This window comes from Mycobacterium sp. pUA109 (genome assembly GCF_041287095.1).
Lineage (GTDB): Bacteria > Actinomycetota > Actinomycetes > Mycobacteriales > Mycobacteriaceae > Mycobacterium.
On the sequence record NZ_JBGGKS010000004.1, the window covers coordinates 62,760 to 79,033 of the forward strand.

A 16,274-nucleotide genomic window follows, 5' to 3' on the forward strand; every position below is an offset into this window, starting at 1 on the left:
CGTCGCTACTCTGCTGGGGTGAGCTACCGCCCGTTCCCGTACGGACCGCCGCTGCCGACGCAGCGCATCCGCAAAGTCGGCGCGCCGCTGGGCGTGCTCATCGCGTTCGGCATGGTGGCCGGGTTGATCGTGATCCTGCTGACCGCGGTCAACCCGGTCGGCGCCGCGATCGGGTTCGTGCTGTCCAGCCTGGGCATCGCGGTGGTGCTGCTGGCCTACCTGTGGCTGGACCGGTGGGAGCCGGAGCCGCCGCGGCTGCTGCTGCTGGCGTTCGGGTGGGGCGCGTCGCTGGCGGTGGTGGTGTCGGTGCTGCTGGAGTTGTCCCTCGAATCGTGGATTGCGCCGGGCGCGAAAACGCCCAGCAGCGCGTCCATCGCGGTCGGTGCCCCGTTGATCGAGGAGGCCGCCAAGGGGCTGTTCCTGGTGGTGATGATGACCGGCCGGCGCCGCAACCAGATGAACTCGCTGACCGACTGCCTGGTCTACGCCGGGATCACCGCGGCGGGCTTTGCCTGGCTGGAAGACATCTTGTACATCGCCGAGGCCGACACGCTGGCCCACTCGCTGCTCACCGCCGCGATGCGGCTGGTGATGGCGCCGTTCGCACATCCGCTGTTCACCACGATGACCGGGATCGGCGTGTATTTCGCGCTGCGCCAACGCCATGCCGCCGGAAAGGTCGGCTGCGTGCTGGCCGGCTACGCCGTCGCGGTGCTGCTGCACGCGTCCTGGAACGGCTCCGCCCTGCTGGGGGCGGGGGCGTATTTCTTGACCTACGTGTTCTGGATGATGCCGCTGTTCGGGCTGGCGATCACGCTGGGCGTCACCAGCCGCCGCCGGGAGCAACGCGTCGTGGCCGGCAAGTTGCCCGGCATGGTGGCGGCCGGCCTGATCACCCCCAACGAGGCCACCTGGCTGGGGTCGATGCGGGACCGGAAGGCGGCGATCGCCACCGCGACGCGGATGGGCGGGCCGCCCGCCGGCAAGGCGGTACGAAATTTCGCCGCCCAGGTCGTCGAGTTGGCCTTCGTGCGGGACCGTATCGACGGCGGCTTCGGGGACGCGCGGGTGTTTGCGCTGCAACACGAGCAGGTGCAGGCGGTGGTGGCGGCGCGGTGGGCCGCGCCGATCCTGCAGTGGCTGGCCGCCTACCGGGTGCCGCAGGTACCCAGCTGCTAGTGCGCGGCGGAATCCCAGCTACGCCCGTAGCCCACCGACACCTCCAGCGGCACATCCAGCGGGTAGGCGCCGCCCATCTTGTCGCGCACCAGCGCCTCCAGCTGAGTGCGCTCCCCGTCGGCGACCTCGAACAACAGCTCGTCGTGCACCTGCAGCAGCATCCGCGACCGTAGCCCAGATGCGTTGAGCGCCTTGTCCACTTCGATCATCGCCACCTTGATGATGTCGGCCGCGCTGCCCTGGATCGGGGCGTTGAGCGCGGCCCGCTCGGCGGCCTCCCGGACCTGGCGGTTGCTGCTGTCCAGCTCCGGCAGGTAGCGGCGTCGGCCCAGCACCGTCGAGGTGTAGCCGTCCTTGCGGGCCTGATCCACCACCGCGTGCAGGTAGTCGCGCACCCCGCCGAACCGGGCGAAGTAGGCGTCCATCTGCTCCTTGGCCTCTTCGGTGGAGATCTTCAGCTGCTGCGACAGGCCGTAGGCGCTCAGCCCGTAGGCCAACCCGTAGGACATCGCCTTGACCCGGCGCCGCAGCTCGGCGGTCACCTCCTCGATCGGCACCCCGAACGCGCGGGACGCCACGAACGAGTGCAGGTCTTCGCCGGTATTGAAGGCCTCAATCAGGCCGTCATCCTTCGACAAATGCGCCATGATGCGCATCTCGATCTGGCTGTAGTCGGCGGTCATCAGCTCGGCATAGCCGTCGCCGACCACAAACGCGTCCCGGATCAGCCGCCCGGCCTCGGTGCGGATCGGGATGTTCTGCAGGTTCGGTTCGGTGGACGACAGCCGGCCGGTCGCGGCGATGGTCTGGTTGAAGGTGGTGTGGATACGGCCGTCGGCGGCCACCGACTTCAGCAGCCCGTCCACGGTGACCTTGAGCCGGGTGACGTCGCGGTGGCGCAGCAGGTGCTCTAAGAACGGGTGGCCGGTCTTGTCGAACAGCGACTGCAGGGCGTCGGCGTCGGTGGTGTAGCCGGTTTTGGTGCGTTTGGTCTTGGGCATCTCCAGCTTGTCGAACAGCACCGTCTGCAGCTGTTTGGGCGAGCCGAGGTTGATCTGTTCGCCGATGACCGCGTAGGCGGCTTCGGCGGCGTCGCGGATCTGGTCACCGAATTGGCTTTGCAGTGCGCCCAGCCGATCGAGGTCGACCGCGATGCCGACGCCCTCCATCCCGGCCAGCACCGCCTGCACCGGCAGCTCCATCTCGGTCAGCAGCGCGGCCGAGTCGATCCGGGCCAGCTCGGCATCCAGCGCGTCGGCCAGATCCAGCACCGCCTGCGCGCGCAGAATGGTGGTCTGCACGGCCTGGTCGTCGCCGCCGTCGCCCTCGTCGAGCAGCGAAAGCTGTTGCTCCTCGGAGGTTTCGGCGCGCAGCTCGCGGCGCAGATAGCGCAGCGACAGGTCGTCGAGGGTGAAGCTGCGCTGCCCGGGCCGCACCAGGTAGGCGGCCAGCGCGGTGTCGGAAGTGACCCCGGCCAGCGTCCAGCCCCGCCCGGCCAGGTCGTGGATGGCCAGCTTGGCCTCGTGCAGCGCCTTGGGTTGCGCCGGATCCGCCAGCCAGGCGCCCAGCGCGGCGTCGTCGTCGGGGGTCAGGGCCGCGGTGTCCAGGTAGCCGCCCTCGCCGTCGGCGGCCGCGATCGCCAACGCGGTGGCGTCGCCGTCGTAGGGCAGGTGGGTGCCCACCACCGCCAGCCCGGCCCGCCGGCCGTCGCCGGCGTGCTCGGCCAGCCACGCCGCCACCGTGCCCGGCGCCAGCGCGCCGCCGCGCACGTCGAAGCCCTCGTCGACCTCGGGTTCGACGGCCGCCAGCGTGTCGAACAGCCGGTCGCGCAGCACCCGGAATTCCAGGTCGTCGAAGAGCCGGTGGATGTGGTCGCGGTCCCAGGGCTGCATCTGCAGGGTGTCCGGGGTCTGCGCCAACGGCACGTCTTTCACCAGGTCGGTGAGTTCACGGTTGAGCACCACCGACGCCAGGTTGGCCCGCAGCGCGTCACCGACCTTGCCCTTGACCGTGTCGACGTTGTCGACCAGGCCCTGCAGCGAGCCGTATTCGGCGATCCATTTGGTGGCGGTCTTCTCCCCCACCCCGGGGATGCCGGGCAGGTTGTCGCTGGGGTCGCCGCGCAGCGCGGCGAAATCCGGGTACTGCGCCGGGGTCAGCCCGTATTTTTCGACCACCGCCTCCGGGGTGAAGCGGGTCAGTTCGCTGACCCCCTTGCGCGGATACAGCACCGTGACGTCGTCGCTGACCAGCTGCAGCGAATCCCGGTCCCCGGTGACCACCAGCACCCGGTAGCCCTCCTTCTCGGCCTGGGTGGCCAGCGTGGCGATCAGGTCGTCGGCCTCGAAACCCTGCTCGGCGAGCACGGTGATGCCCAAAGCGCCCAGCACCTCCTTGGTGATGTCGATCTGGCCGCGGAACTCGTCGGGGGTGGTGGAGCGGTTAGCCTTGTACTCCGGGTAGCGCTCGGCGCGGAAGGTCTGCCGCGACACGTCGAACGCGGCGGCGATGTGGGTGGGGGTTTCGTCGCGCAGCAGGTTGATCAACATGGCGGTGAAGCCGTAGACCGCGTTGGTGGTCAGGCCGCCGGCGGTCTTGAAGTTCTCCGCGGGCAGCGCGTAGAACGCCCGGAACGCCAGCGAATTGCCGTCCAGCAGCATGAGTGTGGGTTTGGTGGGTGCGACGGTGTCGGCGGTCGCCTTGGCGCTGGCGGTCTTGGCTGGGCTCACGGCCCTAACCTTATGCGTGGTGGGCATCGAGATCGACGGTACCGACGCGCGCACTCGCACTTCCGCGCTCTGGCGTCAATCTCGGCGCCGCGAGGCCAGGAAAACTGGAACACGTTTCAGTTTTGTGTTCGTTCTCGGTACGCTGACCGGGTGTCAGACGTAGCCATGCAACCGGCGATCGACGGGTGGTTCGCCACCGACGAATCCGGCCAGACCCATCTCACCGGCGCGAAGTGCCCGCAGTGCAGCACCTACGTGTTCCCGCCGCGCGCCAACAACTGCCCTAACCCGGCCTGTGACGGCGACACGCTAGAGCCCGTGCCGCTGTCCCGGCGCGGCACGGTGTGGAGCTACACCGAAAACCGCTATCCGCCGCCGGCCCCCTATCCGGCGCCGGACCCGTTCGAGCCGTTCGCGATCGCCGCCGTCGAGTTGGCCGACGAGGGCCTGATCGTGCTGGGCAAGGTGGTCGACGGCACGCTGGCCGCCGACCTCAAGGTCGGCATGGAGATGGAGCTGACCACCATGCCGCTGTACACCGACGACGACGGGGTGCAGCGCCTCGTCTACGCGTGGAAGAAGGTGGGCGCATGACCCCCCAGCCGGTGTACATCCTGGGTGCGGGCATGCACCCGTGGGGCAAATGGGGCCGCGACTTCACCGAATACGGGGTTGTCGCCGCCCGCGCCGCGCTGGCCGAGGCCGGTTTGGACTGGCGGCAGATCCAGTTGGTGGCCGGCGCCGACACCATCCGCAACGGCTACCCGGGTTTCATCGCCGGTTCGACGTTCGCCCAGAAGCTGGGTTGGAACGGGGTGCCGGTGTCGTCGTCGTATGCCGCCTGCGCGTCCGGTTCGCAGGCGCTGCAGAGCGCCCGCGCCCAGATCCTGGCCGGCTTCTGCGATGTGGCACTGGTGATCGGCGCCGACACCACCCCCAAGGGGGCTTTCGCCCCGGTCGGCGGCGAACGCAAGAACGACCCGGACTGGCAGCGGTTCCACCTCATCGGGGCGATGAACCCGGTGTACTTCGCGTTGCTGGCCCGGCGCCGGATGGACCTGTACGGCGCCACCGTCGAGGACTTCGCCCAGGTGAAGGTGAAGAACTCCCGGCACGGTCTGCAGAACCCGAATGCCCGCTACCGCAAGGAATCCTCGGTCGCCGACGTGCTGGCCAGCCCGGTGGTCGCCGACCCGCTGCGCCAGCTCGACATCTGCGCCACCTCCGACGGCGCGGCCGCGGTGATCGTGGCCAGCGAGCAGTTCGCCCGCAAGCATCTCGGCTCGCTGGACGGGGTGCCGTCGGTGCGCGCGGTGTCCACGGTCACCCCGCGCTACCCGCAGCACTTGCCCGAATTGCCGGACATCGCAACCGATTCCACCGCCGTCGTGCCGGCACCGGAGCGGGTGTTCAAGGATCAGATCCTGGATGCCGCCTACGCCGAGGCCGGGATCGGGCCCGAAGACGTCAGCCTGGCCGAGGTCTACGACCTGTCCACCGCGCTGGAGATCGACTGGTACGAGCACTTGGGGTTGTGCCCCAAGGGCGAGGGGGAGGCGCTGCTGCGCAGCGGCGCGACCACCCTCGGCGGTCGGGTGCCGGTCAACCCGTCCGGTGGGCTGGCCTGCTTCGGGGAGGCCATCCCCGCGCAGGCGATCGCCCAGGTGTGTGAGCTGACCTGGCAGCTGCGCGGGACGGCCACCGGGCGTCAGGTCGAGGGCGCCACCGTCGGCGTCACCGCCAACCAGGGTCTGTTCGGGCACGGCTCCTCGGTCATCGTCGCGCGCTGAGGTTTCGTCGCGGCGCGAACGTGCGCAGTTGCACGCCCGCAGGCGCCAAAACCTGGCATTCTGCGCACGCTCGCGGCGGGCCGGGCGGTAGCGCGGCTCAGGACTCGGCGCCGGGTTCCGCGGCGCCCAGGGTTTCCACCACGACCTCGGCCACCCGCTTCATCGTGGTGCGCTGGTCCATCGCGGCGCGCTGGATCCACTTGAACGCCTCCGGCTCGGTCAGGCCCTGTTTGGCCTGCAGCAGCCCCTTGGCCCGCTCGACGAGCTTGCGGGTCTCCAATCGCTCCGACAAGCTGGCGACTTCGCGTTCCAGCGCGGCGATCTCGCTGAACCGGCCCACCGCCAGTTCGATCGCTGGGATGAGGTCGCTGATCGAGAACGGCTTCACCAGGTACGCCATCGCCCCGGCCTCCCGGGCCCGCTCCACCAGGTCACGCTGGCTGAACGCCGTCAGCACCACGATCGGGGCGATGCGTTTGCTGGCGATCTCCGACGCCGCGTCGATGCCGTCCCGGCGGGGCATCTTCACGTCCATGATCACCAGGTCGGGCTTAAGCTGCTCGGCCAAATCGACGGCCTCCTGGCCATCGCCGGCCTCGCCGACCACGTCATAGCCCTCTTCGCGCAGCATCTCGGCCAAATCCATCCGGATGAGCGTCTCGTCTTCGGCGATCAGAACCCGATGCGTGGTGGGGGCGTCGGTGTCGGTCGTGGGGCCGGTCATGACGTCATTCTGTCGCGAGTGGCGCTGATCAGCGACGCCGGGGTCACCGCGAGTTCACCCACCCGCCATCGACTATGGTGGAGGACCGCACAGCCGGACGCCCTCGTATCCCAACTGGCAGAGGAAACGGATTCAAAACCCGTACAGTGTGAGTTCGAATCTCACCGAGGGCACTCCCACCGCGATCCGGACAAACATCCAGCTCACCAGGCTAGGCTGGGGCCGTGATCAGGCGCGGCTGCGCTGCGTCGGTGGTGGCCGAGAGCCCCTACCGACGGTCACACTGCGTCCCGGCCCGCACCCGACACTGGGCCGAGGGATCGACGCGGCGGATGCGGGTCCTGAAAATCACGGCCTGGATCGCGGCGACGGTGAGCGGGATCTTCGGGGTGCTCCAGCTGTTCACCGGCCAGGCCCTGTGGTGGCTCGGCCTGCTCAACCTGGCGACCGCGGCGATCTTCGTGCTCACCCCCAAGCTGTACAAGTACGGCGAGTTCGTCGGGCCGCTGACGTTCATGGCCGTCGCCTACGCATCGGTTTTCCTGATCTGCTGGACCGTGGGCACCGGGTCGGGTGGGCAGTTCTACTTCTTGGTCGCGGCCACCATCGCGGTGCTGATCTTCGGGGTGGAGCACATCGTGCTGGCGGCCAGCCTGGCCGCGCTGGGCGCGGCGTTGACGATCGCGTTGCAGTTCCTGGCGCCGACCGATACCGGGGCCGCGCCGGCCTGGGCGCAGACGATGAGCTTCGTGTTCACGATCATCTCGTCGGGCGTGATGGTGGTGGCCACGGTGTGGTACACGCTGCGCGAGACCGCCCGCGCGGAGGCGGCGATGGAGGCCGAATACGAACGGTCCGAGGCGCTGCTGGCCAATATGCTGCCCGCCAGCATCGCCGAACGGTTGAAGGACCCGGCCCGCGCCGTCATCGCCGACAAATACGACGACGCGTCGATCCTGTTCGCCGACATCGCCGACTTCACCGAAAACGCCAGCGACACCACCCCGGCCGAGCTGGTCCGCTTTTTGGACCTGCTCTACACCGACTTCGACCTGATCGCCGAGAAACACCGGCTGGAGAAGGTCAAAACCAGCGGCGACTCGTACATGGTGGTCAGCGGGGTGCCCATCCCCCGACCGGATCACCTTGACGCGCTGGCGAATCTGGCCCTGGACATGGCCGAGGCCGTCGCCGTGATGAAAGATCCGCACGGGCGCCCGCTCCGGATCCGCATCGGCCTGGCGGCCGGGCCGGTGGTGGCCGGGGTGGTGGGCGCGCGCCGATTCTTCTACGACGTGTGGGGCGACGCCGTCAACGTCGCCTCCCGGATGGAATCGACCGACACCGCGGGCCGCATCCAGGTGCCCCAGGAGGTCTACGAACGGCTGCGGCAGGCCTTTGTTTTCGAGGAGCGCGGCGACGTCGCGGTCAAGGGCAAGGGCATCATGCACACCTGGTATCTGACCGGCCGCCGGCCCGCCGTCGACACCGACGGCCACCGCCCCGAGGTGCCCCACCGCGCCGACGCGCGGTGAGGCGCGGCCGACGATGTCGGGTTGATCACTTACACCAACTGTTCGACCATGTCGCGGCTTTGCTCCGGGTCGGTGCCGGGGACATAGCTGGGCATCGTGTGCGCGCAGCTGGTGCCGTCGGCCACCCGGGCCTGCGCGGCCCGGAACTCCGGCAGCGGCCCCATCGCGGTGTGCAGCCCGTTGATCAGTGACCACACCACGGTGCGCCGCGCGACCCGCTCGATCGGGTTGGGTGACTGGTGCATCACCATCGCGGCCGCCCACTTCGGCAGGGTGTCGCGGATCGCCCAGTCGACGGCCGGTCCGAAGAACGGGCCGGTCTCCCGCATGTTGGGGCCGGTCGCCATCGCGGTGCCGTGGGTGATCGCCAACCGCGGCAGATACGCCTCCAGGCAGTCCAGCGTTTCCGCCTTGGTCGCCGGCAAATCGGTGCCACCCAAGGCTTGTCCGACCCGGACGAACTCGCCGTAGTAGCGGTCCAGCTTGGCGCCCCGCAGCGGTTGCGGGTGATACAGCTCGTGCGCGGTGGCGATCCCCCAGACCACCGTCGCGTAGTTCCAGCGCAGCCAATCCGGGTCGTCGGCGTCGTAGGGCAGCCCGTCGGGGCGCACCCCCTTGACGGTGTGGTGCATCGACCGGACGGTGCGGGCGGCCCGCTCGGCGGTCTCGGTGGAGCCGTAGGCGGTGGCGATGAAGAACGACAACGAGTGTCCCAGCCGCACTTTGGCACCTTCGGGATCGATCCGGCCGGTCATCTCCCCGGTTTCATCGCGCTCGACGATGCGGGAGTGGTCGACGCCCATCCAGAAGATGCTGGGATCGAACCGCTCGATGTAGGCCGCGCACTGCAGCCCGAACAGCAGCGCCGGGAAGTGGGAGTGCACATGCCACACCGCGCTGCCCGGCCCGAACCAGCCCGGATCACCGGCCGGGCCGGCGAACTCCAGGCCGCGGAAATAGCGGCTGCGCACCTGCTTGTCGAAGATCTCATGGAGCTGATGCTGGAGCAGCTGATGCGGCAACACGATCTGCATGACGGGCCCTTCCCGGTTTTGAATACGCCTGTTGTCACGATACTCGTTTGGATACACCTGTGGCCAGACCTCGGGAAAGATAGGCTGGGTCAATGTCGAGCCCGACCCGCTGGGCCGGCGTGTCGTTGGCCGACCGCCGGACCGAGCGGCGTGGACTACTGATCGACGCCGCGTTCCGCCTGTTCGGGGCCGGCGGCGAGGCCGCGGTGTCGGTGCGGTCGGTGTGCCGCGAATGCGCCCTGCACACCCGCTACTTCTACGAGAGTTTCACCGACACCGACGAGTTGCTCGGCGCGGTGTACGACAAGGTGGCCGCCGAGTTGATCGCGCAGGTCGAGGCGGCGGTGACCGCGGCCGGCGGCGACGATCGGGCGCGGATGCGGGCCGGGGTCCGCGCGGTGCTCGGGTTCAGCTCGGCCGATCCGCGCCGCGGCCGGGTGCTGTTCACCGAGGCGCGGGCCAACCCGGTGCTGGTGGGACGGCGGGCGATCGCGCAGGAGGGGCTGCGCGAGCTGGTGCTCACCGAGGTCGATCCGCACGCCGACCCGGTGGCCGCGCAGGTCGGTGCGGCGATGTATACCGGCGCGATGGCCGAGCTCGCCCAGCAGTGGCTGGCCGGCACCCTCGGCGACGACCTGGACGCGGTGACCGAACACGCCGTCCGACTGGTGGCGCCGCCGCGCTGAGCTACGGCCAGTTATCGAGGCGGTGTTGACATTGCGCTGGTGGTCGTGCATTTCCGAAAACCACAACCCTCGCCGCAATTTCGATGTCACCCCTGCGCGCCGGGGTCACTTATCCAGCCCGTGCTCGATGGCGTACCGGGTCAACTCCACCCGGTTGGCGACCTGAAGTTTCCGGAACGTCGCCTGGACGTGGTTTTCCACGGTGCGGTGGCTCAGCGACAGCTTCGTGGCGATCTGCCGGGCCGACAGCCCCTTGGCCACGTAGCGCAGCACCTCGGTTTCCCGCGCGGACAGCCGCGGCGTGCCCGGCCCGGCGTCGGGTTCGGCCGCGATGCGCCGGTACTCCCCCAACACCAAACCGGCCAGCCCCGGGGTGAACACCGCGCGCCCGGCGGCGGTGGCCCGCACCGCCTCGGCCAGTTCGGTTTTCGAGGCGCTTTTCACCAGATATCCGGTCGCCCCGGCCTTGACGGCGTCCAGCACGTCGTCGCGTTCGTCGGAGGCCGACAGCACCAGCACCCGGCTGGCCGGCGACACCGCCAGCACCTCCGTGGTGGCCCGCGCACCGTTGCCGTCGGCCAAGTGCATATCCATGACCACCACATCGGGTTTGACCACCGCGGCTCGTCGCCGGGCCGCGGCCACCCCGTCGGCGGTGGCGACCACCGAAAAACCGTCCTCGGCCAGGTCGCGGGCCACCGCGTCCCGCCAGATCGGGTGGTCGTCGACCACCATCACCGACAGCGTCGCTTCGTCAGGCACGGCGCCCACCGCCACGCGGCACGCTGAGCTCCCATTCGGTTCCCTCGCCGACGTCGGTGGTCAACTCGGCGGTGCCGCCCAGCGACACCAGCCGTCCCACAATCGACTTCGACACCCCGACCCGGCCCTGCCGGGAGGCCTCCGCCAACCGGCCGGCGGCGATCCCCACGCCATCGTCGCGCACGCTGACCGTCACGGCATCCCCCAGATCTTCCAGCAAGACGAACGCGCGGGCGCCGGGACCGGCGTGGGAGGCGACGTTGTCGAGGGCGTTGCCCACCGCGGCGTCCAACTCGACGGCCACCCCGCGTTCCAGCGGCACCGCGGTGCCCGGCAAACTCATCGAGACGCCGTTGGCCTCCCGGCGGCTCAACAGCGTCCGCAGGTCCACCACCGTCGCCTCGCCGTCGTGGTCGATGTCGACCGAGGTGACCCAGCGCCGCAGCGCGCGTTCCTGCTCCCCGGCCAACTCCGCCAATTCCGCGGTGGCACCGCCGATTTCGCGACCGCGCTTGGCGACCAGCGCCAGCACCTGGATCACGCCGTCATGCACGCGCCGCGACACCCGTTCCCGCTCCTGAAATGCCGCCGACATCCGGGCCGCCCGCTCAAGCTCGGCGTGGGCGCGCCGGGCGGTCTGGGCGGCCATGCCGACCCCCAGGGCGACGGCCAACTCGATCACGATTGTCGCGTCGCGGCCCAGGTTGTAGTTGACGTGGCCTTTGAGCGTGACGCTGGCGGCCATCACCGCCAGGCCGGTCAGCATCCCCCCGACCGAACCGAATTGGATCGCCGCCGACACCGTGGCGTTGGTGGCCCACAACGTCGTCGGCCAGGATTGGTTGCTCAACGCCCACGGCCGCGACGCCACCACGTCGGTGGACAACACCAGCGCCACCACCACCACGAGCTCGGCGAGCACCCACGCCGGCCGGCGGCCGAACCCGTGCAGGTAGGCGACCGCGCAGGCCGCGCTCCAGCCGATCAGCACCGCGAACAGCAGCCAGGCCAGTAGCGGCCGCTGCAGATCCGCGTTGACCGCGATCTGAAACCCCAGCGCGTACACGCAGCTCAGCAGCCGGAACACCTGCGCGGCCCGCCACAGCGGTGCCGTCGGGTCCGGTCCGCGATCCGGCAGCATGGGCAAAGCATAAGGGGCCGGGCCGGGCCGTTTGCGCAGATGATTTAGTGGTTCCCATGAAGCAGTTTGCCGCCGTGCTCGGCGCACTCACCGGAGCCGTCCTCACCGCCAACGGGTACCGGCCGGTGACCAAACGGGGCTACCCGTCGATCTACGCCTTCGCCTTGGGGTTGTTCGCCAGCGAGCTGCCGCTGCAGCTCATCGCCGGCCAGTCGACGGCGCTGTCCCTGGTGTCGCGGCGGCTGTCGCCGCGGGTCCGGCGCTTCACCTGGCTGGTGAGCCTGCTGTCCTGGCTGGGGCTGCTGGGGCTGCACCGCACCGGGCGCACGTCCAACGTGCCGCTGACGGCCGCGCTGGATGCCGACCTGGGCACCGATCGGCGCACCGAGTCCGCCGATATCTGGAAGCGGCCGGCACCGGGCGGGGCGACCGCCAAAAAACCCGGGGTGGTGCGCATGCTGCGGATCTACCGCGACTACGCCCATGACTCCGATGTCGCCTACGGCGCCTACGGCAGCCGAAACCATCTCGACATCTGGCGCCGTCCCGACCTGGACCGCGGCGGCCGCGCGCCGGTGCTGCTGCAGGTGCCCGGCGGCGCGTGGATGCTGGGCAGCAAACGCGGGCAGGCGCATCCGTTGATGAGCCATCTGGCCGAGCTGGGCTGGGTGTGTGTGTCGATCAACTACCGGCTCAGCCCGCGTTCGACGTGGCCGGACCACATTGTCGACGTCAAACGCGCGATCGCCTGGGCCAAGGAGCACATCGCCGAGTACGGCGGCGACCCGGACTGGATCGCCATCACCGGCGGCTCGGCCGGCGGTCACCTGTCGTCGCTGGCCGCCCTAACACCCAACGACCCGCAGTTCCAGCCGGGTTTCGAAGACGCCGACACCCGGGTGCAGGCCGCGGTCCCGTTCTACGGCGTCTACGACTTCACCCGCGACGACGATTCGATGCATCCGCAGTTGGTGCCGACTGTGCAGCGGTACGTGTTCAAGCAGAGCCGGCGCAAGTTTCCCGACCTGTATCAGGCGGCGTCGCCGATCAGTTACGTCTCGCCCGACGCGCCACCGTTTTTCGTGCTGCACGGCACCAACGATTCGCTGATCCCGGTGGAGCAGGCCCGTAGCTTCACCGCGCGGCTGCGCGAGCGCAGCACGGCGCCGGTCGTCTACGCCGAATTGCCTTACGCACAGCACGCGTTCGACATTTTCAGTTCGCCGCGCGCGGCGCACGCCGCGGTGGCGGTCGAGCAGTTCCTCGCCGAGATCTACGCGCCGCAAAGCGCGGCACGCCGCTCGGCCTGAGCCGATCCCCGCGAGCAGACGCAAAAGCCCCCATTTCGGGGGGGTTTCAGGCACTTTTGCGTCTGCTCGCGCGCGGAATATGTCACACTTCGAGCATGGAAACCCCCGCTGTACCAAATTTGCTGCCGCATCTGTGGAAATCCACGCTGGTATCCGGCGTCCTGGCGCTGATCCTCGGCGTGCTGGTGTTGGTCTGGCCGGGCCATAGCCTCATCGCCGCCGCGATCCTGTTCGGTCTGTACCTGCTCGTCACCGGGGCAGCACAGGTCGTCTTCGCGTTCAGCCTGCACATCACCGCCGGCGGGCGGGTGCTGCTGTTCATCAGCGGTGCAGCATCGTTGGTGCTGGCGGTGTTGTGCTTCCGGCACTTCGGTGAGGGCTACGCGATCCTGCTGCTGGCCATCTGGATCGGTGTCGGATTCATTTTCCGCGGCGTCGCGACGACGGTCTCCGCGATCAGCGACCCCGGCCTGCCCGGCCGCGGCTGGCAGATCTTCGTCGGGGTGATCAGCCTGCTGGCGGGCATCGTCATGCTCGCGTCGCCGTTCGAATCCATCGCCATCCTGACATTGGTCGTCGGTATCTGGCTGGTCGTCATCGGCGTCTTCGAGATCGTCTCGTCGTTCGGCATCCGCAGCGCCTCGAAGAAAGTCGAGGAGGTGCTCGCGGATACTTAGCAGCCCACACCGGGGCCGCCCCGTTACCGGCATAACAGTTGTCTAGTGCCGAGCCAACCCAGCTACTACACTGCGTCGTAGATAATCGGGAGGTGCCAGATGAACGTCGTCGACGTGTCACGGTGGCAATTCGGGATCACCACCGTGTACCACTTCATCTTCGTCCCGCTCACCATCGGGCTGGCTCCGCTGGTCGCCGTCATGCAGACGGTGTGGGCCGTCACCGACAACACCGCCTGGTATCGCCTCACCAAATTCTTCGGCAAGCTGTTCCTGATCAACTTCGCCATTGGGGTGGCCACCGGCATCTGGCAGGAATTTCAGTTCGGCATGAACTGGAGCGAGTATTCCCGGTTCGTCGGCGACGTCTTCGGCGCGCCCCTGGCGATGGAGGGCCTGGCCGCCTTCTTCTTCGAATCGACCTTCATCGGGTTGTGGATCTTCGGGTGGGGTCGGCTGCCCCGGCCGGTCCACCTGGCGTGCATCTGGATCGTCGCGGTCGCGGTCAACGTGTCGGCGTTCTTCATCATCACGGCGAACTCCTTTATGCAGCACCCGGTCGGCGCACACTACAACCCCGCGACCAAGCGCGCCGAGTTGGACAGCATCTGGGCGCTGCTTACCAACAACACCGCCCAAGCGGCGTTTTCCCACACCGTGCTGGGTGCGCTCTTGACGGCGGGAACATTCGTCGCCGCCGTCTCCGCCTGGTGGATGGTCCGTTCCCACCAGGGTGGCGGCGCCGGCGCGGACGCCGAACCGGAGACGGCCTCCAGCGACGCCCGCACCATGTATCGACCGGCGACCATCCTGGGGTGTTGGGTCGCGCTGGCCGCCGCGGCCGGGTTGTTCTTCACCGGTGACGTGCAGGGTAAGCTGATGTTCCACCAACAACCGATGAAGATGGCGTCGGCGGAATCGTTGTGCGACACCGCCACCGACCCCAACTTTTCCGTGCTGACCGTCGGCAGACAGAACAACTGCGACCACCTCACCCGCGTCATCGAAGTCCCCTACGTGCTGCCGTTCCTGGCCGAAGGCCGATTTAACGACGTGAAGTTGCAGGGTGTGCGCGACATGCAGCGCAACTACGTGGATCGGTTCGGCGGAGGCGACTACCGACCCAACCTGTTCGTCACCTACTGGTCGTTCCGGGCAATGATCGGCTTGTTGCTGGTTCCGGTGTTGTTCGCGCTCACCGCGCTATGGCTGACCCGCGGTGGGCGCATCCCAAACCAGCGGTGGTTCTCCTGGTTTGCACTGCTGACCATTCCCACCCCGTTTTTGGCCAACATCTCGGGCTGGATATTCACCGAGATGGGCCGCCAGCCGTGGGTCGTGGTGCCCAACCCGGACGGCGACCAGATGGTCCACCAAACCATCGGCGAAGGCGTGACGCCTGGGGGCGCCGGCCTGGTGGTCACCTCGCTGGTGGTGCTCACCCTGGTCTACGCGGTGCTGGCTGTCCTCTGGTTCGGCTTGATGTGGCGCTACACCGTCGAGGGGCCGCGAGAGCACGACGCGGAACCGGCGCCCCCCAGCCCTCCTGGCGATGACGAGGTGGCACCACTGTCGTTCGCCTACTGAGCTCCACACAGCCCCAGAAAGTTTCGGCGAGGAGGTATCGAGGTGGGACTCCAAGAATTGTGGTTCGGTGTCCTGGCGGCGTTGTTCGTGGGGTTTTTCATTCTCGAGGGCTTCGACTTCGGGGTGGGCATGCTGATGGAGCCGTTCGGCCGGGTCAGCAAAGGCGATCCGGAGGCGCACCGTCGTGCGGCGCTGAACACCATCGGCCCGGTCTGGGACGGCAACGAGGTCTGGCTGATCGTGGCCGGCGCGTCGATGTTCGCCGCGTTTCCCGGTTGGTACGCCACCTTGTTCTCGACGCTGTACCTCCCGCTGCTGGCGATTGTGGTTGGCATGATCTTGCGTGCCGTCGCGATCGACTGGCGCGGCAAGATCGATGACCCGAAATGGCGAGCCTGGGCCGATTTCGGCATCGCTGTCGGGTCCTGGCTGCCGGCGGTGCTGTGGGGAGTCGCGTTCGCTATCTTGGTCCGCGGGCTCCCGGTGGACGCCAGCCACCATGTCCACCTGTCGGTCACCGATGTGCTCAACGCCTACACACTGCTCGGCGGCCTGGCCACCGCCGGGCTGTTCCTGCTGTACGGCGCGGTGTTCGTGACCCTGAAAACCTCCGGTGCGATCCGCGACGACGCGTTGCGGTTCGCGGCATGGCTGTCGGTGCCGGTGACGGTGCTCGTCGCCGGCTATGGATTGTGGACCCAACTGGCATACGGCAAGGGCTGGACCTGGGTGGTGCTGGCCGTCGCCGTGGTCGCCCAGCTGGCGACGGTGGCATTGGTGTTGCGCCGCGCCTTTGACGGCTGGGCCTTCCTCTGCGCTGCCCTCGTCGTCGCGGCGGTGGTGACCCTGTTGTTCGGCGCGCTGTACCCGAACCTGGTGCCGTCCACGCTCAACCCGGACTGGAGCGTGACCATCCACAACGCGTCGTCCACCCCTTACACCCTGAAAATCATGACGTGGGCCGCGCTACTCGGTACCCCGTTGGCGGTCGCGTACCAAGGCTGGACGTATTGGGTTTTCCGGCAGCGGATCTCGGCTGAACGGATACCGCAGCCGGACGGGCTAGCAAGGCGCCCGTCCTGAGTTCGGGCGGTCGTGCGCCGCTGGACCCGCGACTGTG

Annotated in this window: 14 protein-coding genes and 1 tRNA gene; 10 read left to right on the forward strand and 5 right to left on the reverse strand. The window is 68.5% G+C overall.

The features are described from left to right. The first annotated feature begins 18 nt into the window (after positions 1–18). Positions 19–1,179 carry a PrsW family intramembrane metalloprotease gene (locus tag ACAG26_RS05925; RefSeq protein WP_370480451.1) on the forward strand — a complete coding sequence of 387 codons (1,161 nt, stop codon included), beginning with the start codon at positions 19–21 and terminating at the stop codon, positions 1,177–1,179. On the opposite strand, the gene polA is transcribed toward ACAG26_RS05925, so the two are convergent. After that, positions 1,176–3,839 (reverse strand): DNA polymerase I, encoded by a 2,664-nt coding sequence (gene polA / locus ACAG26_RS05930; protein ID WP_370480710.1) that lies wholly within the window; start codon positions 3,837–3,839, stop codon positions 1,176–1,178. The two genes, ACAG26_RS05925 and polA, sit on opposite strands and share 4 nt — an antisense overlap. A gap of 234 nt (positions 3,840–4,073) precedes the next feature. On the opposite strand from polA, the gene ACAG26_RS05935 reads away from it, so the two are divergent. Beyond that, entirely contained in the window at positions 4,074–4,502 is a 429-nt protein-coding gene (locus ACAG26_RS05935; protein WP_370480712.1) for a Zn-ribbon domain-containing OB-fold protein, read from the forward strand. Beyond that, positions 4,499–5,698, forward strand: coding sequence for a lipid-transfer protein (locus ACAG26_RS05940; RefSeq protein WP_370480452.1), 1,200 nt, complete (start codon positions 4,499–4,501; stop codon positions 5,696–5,698). Before ACAG26_RS05935 ends, ACAG26_RS05940 begins: the two co-directional genes overlap by 4 nt. A gap of 97 nt (positions 5,699–5,795) precedes the next feature. On the opposite strand, the gene ACAG26_RS05945 is transcribed toward ACAG26_RS05940, so the two are convergent. Beyond that, positions 5,796–6,422: an ANTAR domain-containing response regulator gene (locus tag ACAG26_RS05945; RefSeq protein ID WP_370480453.1), complete on the reverse strand. Its 627-nt coding sequence runs from the start codon at positions 6,420–6,422 to the stop codon at positions 5,796–5,798. A 99-nt stretch (positions 6,423–6,521) separates the two neighbouring features. Between ACAG26_RS05945 and ACAG26_RS05950 the strand changes: the two genes are divergently transcribed. Together ACAG26_RS05950 and ACAG26_RS05955 are read left to right on the forward strand one after the other, a co-directional pair. Beyond that, a tRNA-Leu gene (locus tag ACAG26_RS05950) sits at positions 6,522–6,595 on the forward strand. A 51-nt stretch (positions 6,596–6,646) separates the two neighbouring features. Further along, positions 6,647–7,957, forward strand: a complete 1,311-nt coding sequence (locus tag ACAG26_RS05955) for an adenylate/guanylate cyclase domain-containing protein (protein WP_370480454.1) — start codon at positions 6,647–6,649, stop codon at positions 7,955–7,957. A gap of 29 nt (positions 7,958–7,986) precedes the next feature. Here the strand turns inward: ACAG26_RS05955 and ACAG26_RS05960 are convergent, their stop codons facing one another. Then, a complete protein-coding gene (locus ACAG26_RS05960) occupies positions 7,987–8,985 on the reverse strand; it encodes an oxygenase MpaB family protein (RefSeq protein ID WP_370480713.1) in 999 nt (332 codons plus the stop codon). A gap of 98 nt (positions 8,986–9,083) precedes the next feature. Between ACAG26_RS05960 and ACAG26_RS05965 the strand changes: the two genes are divergently transcribed. Continuing rightward, positions 9,084–9,677 (forward strand): TetR/AcrR family transcriptional regulator, encoded by a 594-nt coding sequence (locus tag ACAG26_RS05965; protein ID WP_370480455.1) that lies wholly within the window; start codon positions 9,084–9,086, stop codon positions 9,675–9,677. A 105-nt stretch (positions 9,678–9,782) separates the two neighbouring features. On the opposite strand, the gene ACAG26_RS05970 is transcribed toward ACAG26_RS05965, so the two are convergent. Continuing rightward, on the reverse strand, positions 9,783–10,412 hold the full coding sequence (locus ACAG26_RS05970; RefSeq protein WP_370480715.1) for a response regulator: 630 nt from the start codon (positions 10,410–10,412) through the stop codon (positions 9,783–9,785). 19 nt (positions 10,413–10,431) lie between these two features. Next, positions 10,432–11,580 (reverse strand): MacS family sensor histidine kinase, encoded by a 1,149-nt coding sequence (gene macS / locus ACAG26_RS05975; RefSeq protein ID WP_370480456.1) that lies wholly within the window; start codon positions 11,578–11,580, stop codon positions 10,432–10,434. Positions 11,581–11,636: 56 nt separating this feature from the next. Here macS and ACAG26_RS05980 point away from each other — a divergent pair, with 56 nt between their 5' ends. The 4 genes from ACAG26_RS05980 to cydB all read left to right on the forward strand — a co-directional run bounded on the left by ACAG26_RS05980 (position 11,637) and on the right by cydB (position 16,237). After that, on the forward strand, positions 11,637–12,890 hold the full coding sequence (locus tag ACAG26_RS05980) for an alpha/beta hydrolase fold domain-containing protein (protein ID WP_370480457.1): 1,254 nt from the start codon (positions 11,637–11,639) through the stop codon (positions 12,888–12,890). Positions 12,891–12,967: 77 nt separating this feature from the next. Next, on the forward strand, positions 12,968–13,567 hold the full coding sequence (locus ACAG26_RS05985; RefSeq protein WP_370480717.1) for an HdeD family acid-resistance protein: 600 nt from the start codon (positions 12,968–12,970) through the stop codon (positions 13,565–13,567). A gap of 99 nt (positions 13,568–13,666) precedes the next feature. Beyond that, positions 13,667–15,154 (forward strand): cytochrome ubiquinol oxidase subunit I, encoded by a 1,488-nt coding sequence (locus ACAG26_RS05990; protein ID WP_370480458.1) that lies wholly within the window; start codon positions 13,667–13,669, stop codon positions 15,152–15,154. Between the two features lie 42 nt (positions 15,155–15,196). Then, entirely contained in the window at positions 15,197–16,237 is a 1,041-nt protein-coding gene (gene cydB, locus ACAG26_RS05995) for a cytochrome d ubiquinol oxidase subunit II (protein WP_370480459.1), read from the forward strand. Positions 16,238–16,274 lie beyond the last annotated feature (37 nt).